The sequence below is a fragment of the Ruminococcus sp. 1001713B170207_170306_F1 genome (assembly GCF_015668065.1).
Classification (GTDB): domain Bacteria; phylum Bacillota; class Clostridia; order Lachnospirales; family Lachnospiraceae; genus Blautia_A; species Blautia_A faecis.
On the sequence record NZ_JADPEX010000024.1, the window covers coordinates 71,279 to 77,305 of the forward strand.

Here is a 6,027-nt window from a genome sequence, read left to right on the forward strand (position 1 = left end):
TCTTGTTATTCACTTACCAGGTGCAGGCGGTAGAGAGTCCATCTGCTCAGTCTCCCTTATTCTGGGCAGACCCAGGATGCTGATGTTTTTATCGATATCCCGAACCTGCGTCAGTATGGTGGCTACACCTGCGGAACCACTTGTGTGCAGATGGTGATGATTTTGCTCAGCGGATGAGTGGTTAAGGGAAAATGGAAACTTTGTTTTGTAAATCTGTTCATAGGAATCGTAGGATTCCATGCATTTTTGAGGTATAAATATGATATACACATACAAATATAAATCGCCGTTAGGGCATATTTTACTGGCGGCAGATGAAGTGGGAATTACTGGTCTATGGTTTGAAGGACAGAAATATTTTGCGAATATACTTCCAGACAAGCATATTCCACAGGAAACAGAGATTCTCACGGAAGCGAAAAAATGGCTGGATGTTTATTTCTCCGGTGAAGAACCGAAATTTACTCCGCCACTTCATCCGAAGGGTTCAACATTCAGACAGGCAGTGTGGAAGATTTTATTGCAGATTCCCTATGGACAGACGATCACATACGGAGAAATTGCCCGTAAAATGGCAGAGATGAAAAATGTATCCCGCATGTCTGCCCAGGCAGTTGGAGGTGCGGTTGGACACAATGAAATTTCTATTATCATTCCCTGCCATCGTGTGATAGGCACAAATGGAAGTCTGACAGGGTATGCCGGGGGAATTGATAAAAAGCTTTCGTTGCTTGAACTGGAACACGCGGATATGAGTTATTTATTTGTTCCAAAGAAAGGGACAGCATTGTAGGAGGCAGTGATAAAACTGTCCTCATTTTGGGTTATTTTGGAGAGCCAAGATTGGACGGAAAATAGAATCTTGGGTATATTTTGGGTACGGAAACAGAATGAAAAGGCAAATTCTCATCATATTTTATGGCGCTTATTATGAAAAAATGGTACACTATAAAAAAGCATTGAAAAGGAGATGTTGTATATGCCAGAGATATCATTATTTTATGGGATTCGGGTAACGATGTATTATAATGACCATATGCCCCCGCATTTCCATGCAGAGTATAATGGACATAAAGCATTAGTTGATATCAACAATATACAGGTAATAAAGGGATAATTACCAAATAAGCAATTACGATTGATACTGGCGTGGTGTACAATTCACCAGGACGAATTGATGCAGAACTGGGAGCTGTCAAAGGACATGAAGCCGTTGAACAGAATTAATCCGCTTATATAATATGTGGAGGTGAACGTTTATGAATGAGTATTTTCCTACAGTTGTACAGGTGATTCCTTTGGATAATTTTCATGTACAGGTTTTTTTTGATGATGGAAAAATAGTTGATTATGATGCTACAAACGATTTAAAGGCTGAGATTATGGCACCAATGAGGGATATTGAGAACTTCAAAAATGCTTGTACGGTAATGAATGGAACGCTTGCCTGGGATATTTCTGGCAAATGGGACGAAGCTGATTGCGTAGACATTGATCCATTTACGTTATATGAACTCGAGGAAATCAATGGTATGATAGCGTGAAATGCTGTCAGTCAGAAAAATTATTCAAAGGCGATTACGTGACACTGAGAGAAGGGACGCGAGAAATGAGTAAGGAATCAAATTTCTTAATTTACTGCATGGAACGATACCGCCATTTTAAAGGACTTTCTGGAGCTGATGTGGCAAAAACTTTTGAAAAATACGGTATTTATGGGTATATTACAAAGTATTTTGATTCGTTGCATATAATGGGAGATCGTTGCATTGTACAGGACATTGACGATTATATCAGCAGTAATACAGGCAATAGTTTGGGAAGGGTATAATTTAGCTGATATTTCAAAAGATAATAAAGGATTGTAATTTGATATAGAAGATTGATTAGGGACTGGAAATTTGAATTCTGGTCTCTTTTTTTATATCTTCAAATCTGTAGCAAGGTGTAAATATTTAGATATACTCATAGAAGGGAGAATTGGAACCAGAGCAGGTTCGGAACATTATGGACAGCATGATAAGAAAATTGTATGGCATGGAACTGGAAGAACAGCATTTAACTCATTGACGTGAGAGCGAGCCCAGGCCTCAGCATCATCAACGCCATAAGTTTCTTTGATAAAAGTTTCAGTACCAAGTTTTTCTACAATCTCAGAAGTATTTTTACCATTTTTCTGAACGGATTTAATAACATAAAAAGATTTAGCATTCTTTGATGGACTAATCATTAACCTCATAAAAATAGACCTCCTAACCTTTAATACTATTATAACACAATACGGCAATACGGCATAGAAAGGAATGAAAATTTGCAAAAAAAATAAGGCCATTACTGGTCTGAGAGGGTTTTGGGGTGTCAAACTTCCGTGAATCATGTGCCATAAAGTAACACAAAAAACAACAGACAGCCGCCACAATTCCGTAATGATTGATGCTTGACAGTCTCCTGAAAGAATGCTATAATAATGCGCGTAAAATTTGAGTGGACTTTTCCGGATGCGGTCATCTTTTTGCCACACAGCTATCTTGTGATAGCCGTGTGGCTTTTTTTGCTGTCTGCATCCTGGAAAATCTGGCAGAACGGAGGATGGTACTTGTATGGAAAATGATTTTTTGTCTCTTATCAAAACGCGCCGCAGCGTAAGGGCCTATCAAGCAGAACTTGTACCCGCTGAGGCTCTGGACGCTGTACTGGAAGCGGGGACTTACGTGCCTACCGGCGGCGGACGTCAATCCCCCACCATTATTGCAATTACAGACCCCAATATAGACAGGATATCGTAAAGTTAAACGCAGAAGTGATGGGGAGCAGCACAGCCCCCTACTATGGTGCGCCTGTCGTGGTTTGGGTTTTGGCAGATGGCGGTGCAAGCACCTTTGTGGAGGATGGAAGCTGCGTCCTTGAAAATATGATGCTGGCCGCCCTTGGCCTTGTAACCGTATGGATGCATCGGGAACGCGAGATTTTTGACAGCGAAAAAGGAAAGGCTCTCTTGCGGGAGTGGAAGCTGCCGGAAACCTTGCGCGGTGTCGGGGCGGTTGCATTGGGGTATCCAGCCCGGGAAGCCAGTCAACCCGCAGCACGCAAACAAAACTATATCGTTCGGATTTAATGATCCTGCTGTCCGGCGCAATTTTTTGCGCCGGACACTTTGTGGAGAGGAGGGAAAGTATGCAGACCAATAATAAAATGGCGGTCGCTCCTGTTGGAAAGCTCATCTGGCAAATGTCGATACCGCCGCTGATTTCCATGTTCCTGCAATATTCCTATAACCTGATAGACAGCGCGTTTGTGGCGCGGTTGAGTGAGAATGCATTGACCGCTGTTTCTCTGTCATTCCCGATTACAACATTGATGAATGCAGCGTCTATCTGGATCGGTGTCGGCGTGAATGTGCTGATAGCAGGGTATCTTGGACAGAAAAAGCAGGATGAGGCAAATGCAACTGTCACACATGGATTGTTACTGGCTTTTGGAATAGGTGCTTTGCTCAACCTTATGTCATTACTGATTATGAAATCCTATTTTCGGGCATTCACCAATAATGAAGAAATTTATCAGCTGAGCATCGCCTATATGAGTGTGTGCTCCTTCATGCAAATTCCCAATATGGTGCATATCGCCATCCAGAAGATGATACAGGCCACCGGGAACATGGTCGCTCCCATGTGGTTCCAGATCGCGGGCGTGGTCGTTAACTTCGTGTTCGACCCCATTCTGATTTTTGGGATTGGTATTTTTCCGGCTATGGGAATCCGCGGCGCTGCGGTAGCTACCGTTGCAGGCTATCTGCTGTCCATGATTTTGGCATTTGCTTTACTGCTGGGCAAAAAGCAGAAAGTGCAGGTGAAAATCAAAGACTTTCATTTGAAAAAGCAGATGATCTACCGTATTTTTGCCTTTGGCCTGCCATCTTTTATCATGAACGCCCTCAGTTCGTTTGTGGTGACCTTTGTCAATCTGTTTTTGGTGGCGTATTCCGATACGGCGATCGCTTTCTTCGGCGCATATTTTAAGGTGCAGCAGCTGATTGTTATGACGGTAAACGGCTTGATTCAAGGCTGTTTGCCTGTCATGCGGTTTAACTACGGCGCAGGCAACAGCGAACGGCTGCATTCAGCTTTCCGATATGGAACTGTTTTGGTCACCGGCATGATGATACTGGGGACGTTGGCTGTCCTCCTCTTTCCGGCGCAGATTCTGGGATTGTTTATGGCGTCGGAAGCCATGCGCTCCTTTGGAATCTCCGCCATGCGGATCATGGCGGCAAGCTATCTGTTTTGCGGCCTTTCTACGATGATTTCCACCTATTTTCAGACCACAGAAAAAGTAGGGTCCAGCATGGCGATCCAATTATGCAGGCAAATGCTTTTCCTTGTGCCTGCCCTGTGGTGTCTGGACAAATTGTTCCAGCTGAACGGAATCTGGCTTGCATTTCCGGTTGCGGAAACTGCCACTTTGCTCGTTGCACTTGTGATGATGGCATGGCATCGACGCAAAAATATCTCATAACGTGTTTTGCGAAGGAGGAATTATGAACGACACTTTCATGAAAGAGAAACCGATATTGCCGCTGATTTTATCCATGTCCCTGCCGATGGTGTTATCCATGCTGGTCAACTCCCTCTACAACATTGTGGACAGCTTTTTTGTCGCGCAGATCAGCGAGGAAGCGATGACGGCGTTATCACTGGTTTACCCGGTTCAAAATTTTATCAATGCGGTTGGAATTGGGTTTGGTGTTGGGATCAACGCAGTGATTGCCTTCTATCTGGGCGCGGGAGATCACGAAAAAGCAGATCAGGCTGCCACACAGGGACTTGTGCTTGCCGTGATTCATGGCGTTGTTATGACAGTCTGCTGTATCGCAATTATGCCGGTTTTTCTGCGGATGTTCACTGCATCCGAAGCGGTCATTGAACTTGGCGTCCGCTATTCTGCCGTTGCGTTCGCCTTTACACTCATTGTTACCGTCAGCATGGTGTTTGAGAAACTGTTCCAGGCAGTAGGAAACATGAAAACGACCATGATCAGCCTGATGTGCGGGTGCATCACAAATATTGTCTTGGACCCCGTTCTGATTTTTGGCTATGGCCCATTCCCGGAAATGGGGATTGAAGGCGCAGCGCTGGCCACCGGCATCGGGCAGGCCCTGACGCTTGCGATTTATCTGGTCATCTACTTTGTGCGGTCCATTCGCGTGCATATCCGCAGGCAGCACATTCTGCCCGGCAAAAAGATGGTCATAAAGCTGTATTCCATCGGCATTCCCGCAACCCTGAATCTTGCACTTCCGTCACTTTTGATTTCGGCGCTCAATGCGATTTTGGCCGCCTATTCCGAGGTGTATATCCTGGTTTTGGGGATCTATTACAAATTGCAGACCTTCATCTATCTGCCGGCGAATGGCATTGTGCAGGGGATGCGCCCTTTGATCGGCTATAACTACGGCGCTGGCGAGAGTAAAAGGGTCAGTCAGATTTATCAGATCGTCCTGTGCATGAACGGTATCATTATGGTGCTTGGGACCGCAATATGCCTGCTGATTCCCGGCCAGTTGATGGGGCTGTTTACCCACACAGAAGCGACGATCCAGGCCGGGAAAACCGCCCTGCGCATCATTGGGGCCGGATTTATCGTCTCGGCGGTTTCTGTTACCTCTTCCGGCGCATTGGAGGGACTGAGGAAAGGCACGCCCTCCTTGCTGATTTCCCTTTGCCGGTATGTGGTGGTCATCCTACCAGCTGCGTTTTGGCTCAGCAGGCTTTTCGGCGCCGTCGGCGTCTGGCATGCGTTTTGGGTCACAGAAGTGATCGCCGCGGTCATTTCCCTTATCATTTACCGCAAGGCGATTGCAAAACCTGTGACGACGGCCCGAAAGGAATGAATGCCGTCCTGTTCGACTGCGCCGGATAAATTTCTGCTTCTCTAAGGTGAACGGCATATCTGGTGCTAGAATATAAATAGTACAAGTCAAAATGAGAATCCCTAATTACAAATTTTATGGTACTATGTAGTTACCGC

8 protein-coding genes and 1 pseudogene are annotated in these 6,027 nt (G+C 45.1%); 8 read left to right on the forward strand and 1 reads right to left on the reverse strand.

Features of this window, described 5'->3' with window-relative positions; genetic code table 11:
* Positions 1–259 precede the first annotated feature (259 nt).
* The 4 genes and pseudogenes from I4V84_RS14440 (at position 260) to I4V84_RS14455 (ending at position 1,831) form a co-directional block, all read left to right on the forward strand.
* Positions 260–793, forward strand: coding sequence for a methylated-DNA--[protein]-cysteine S-methyltransferase (locus I4V84_RS14440; RefSeq protein WP_195992677.1), 534 nt, complete (start codon positions 260–262; stop codon positions 791–793).
* 186 nt (positions 794–979) lie between these two features.
* Positions 980–1,240: pseudogene (locus I4V84_RS14445) on the forward strand (DUF4160 domain-containing protein).
* Between the two features lie 19 nt (positions 1,241–1,259).
* Positions 1,260–1,544, forward strand: coding sequence for a DUF2442 domain-containing protein (locus I4V84_RS14450; RefSeq protein WP_118581763.1), 285 nt, complete (start codon positions 1,260–1,262; stop codon positions 1,542–1,544).
* A gap of 65 nt (positions 1,545–1,609) precedes the next feature.
* On the forward strand, positions 1,610–1,831 hold the full coding sequence (locus tag I4V84_RS14455; protein WP_195992678.1) for a DUF3791 domain-containing protein: 222 nt from the start codon (positions 1,610–1,612) through the stop codon (positions 1,829–1,831).
* A gap of 174 nt (positions 1,832–2,005) precedes the next feature.
* Here I4V84_RS14455 and I4V84_RS14460 read toward each other — a convergent pair whose 3' ends face one another.
* Entirely contained in the window at positions 2,006–2,239 is a 234-nt protein-coding gene (locus I4V84_RS14460; protein ID WP_187566348.1) for a hypothetical protein, read from the reverse strand.
* Between the two features lie 361 nt (positions 2,240–2,600).
* On the opposite strand from I4V84_RS14460, the gene I4V84_RS20000 reads away from it, so the two are divergent.
* From I4V84_RS20000 to I4V84_RS14475, 4 genes are read left to right on the forward strand one after another with little or no spacing between them, the layout of a single operon-like run.
* A complete protein-coding gene (locus tag I4V84_RS20000) occupies positions 2,601–2,786 on the forward strand; it encodes a nitroreductase family protein (protein WP_243284114.1) in 186 nt (61 codons plus the stop codon).
* Between the two features lie 56 nt (positions 2,787–2,842).
* Positions 2,843–3,115 carry a hypothetical protein gene (locus I4V84_RS20005; RefSeq protein ID WP_243284115.1) on the forward strand — a complete coding sequence of 91 codons (273 nt, stop codon included), beginning with the start codon at positions 2,843–2,845 and terminating at the stop codon, positions 3,113–3,115.
* Positions 3,116–3,174: 59 nt separating this feature from the next.
* Entirely contained in the window at positions 3,175–4,515 is a 1,341-nt protein-coding gene (locus I4V84_RS14470) for an MATE family efflux transporter (RefSeq protein ID WP_118701708.1), read from the forward strand.
* Between the two features lie 22 nt (positions 4,516–4,537).
* A complete protein-coding gene (locus I4V84_RS14475; protein WP_187566210.1) occupies positions 4,538–5,890 on the forward strand; it encodes an MATE family efflux transporter in 1,353 nt (450 codons plus the stop codon).
* Positions 5,891–6,027 lie beyond the last annotated feature (137 nt).